Consider the following 624-nt stretch of genomic DNA (forward strand, 5'->3'; position numbering starts at 1 on the left):
CGCTTCACGCATCAGGTTACCTAGACAGAACATACCAACCAATCGCGCCGCAGAATTTAGGAACAGAATCGTCATCAACAGCACGGCCATCGGGAAGAACACTTTTTCCCACTTACCAACATGACGAAGCTGCGCCATTTTGATTTCACGCTCTTCTTTGGTAGTCAGCGCTTTCATAATTGGCGGTTGAATGATCGGAACTAATGCCATGTAGCTGTATGCCGCTACCGCAATCGCCCCCAATAAGTCTGGCGACAACTTGCTGGCCAAGAAGATCGCCGTTGGACCATCAGCACCACCGATGATGGCGATCGATGATGCATCTGCCATCGAGAATTCCATCCCCGGCACAAAGTTAAGTAAAATCGCCCCAAACAAGGTCGCAAAAATACCAAACTGCGCTGCCGCCCCTAACCAAAGTGTTTTAGGGTTCGCGATCAATGCGCCAAAGTCCGTCATCGCACCAACGCCCATAAAGATCAACAATGGGAAAACTCCCGATTCGATCCCGATATAGTAGACGTAGTACAACAAACCGCCCGGCTCAGTGAAGCCCGCATTAGGAATGTTAGCTAAGATCGCGCCAAAGCCAATTGGCAATAAAAGTAATGGTTCAAAGCCTTT

Annotated in this window: 1 protein-coding gene; it reads right to left on the reverse strand. The window is 49.2% G+C overall.

What is annotated here, in order from left to right; genetic code table 11:
- On the reverse strand, positions 1-624 hold a 624-nt coding region (locus R7040_RS27615; protein ID WP_318097766.1), incomplete at both ends, for a sodium ion-translocating decarboxylase subunit beta.

Source organism: Vibrio sp. 1069 (assembly GCF_033340555.1).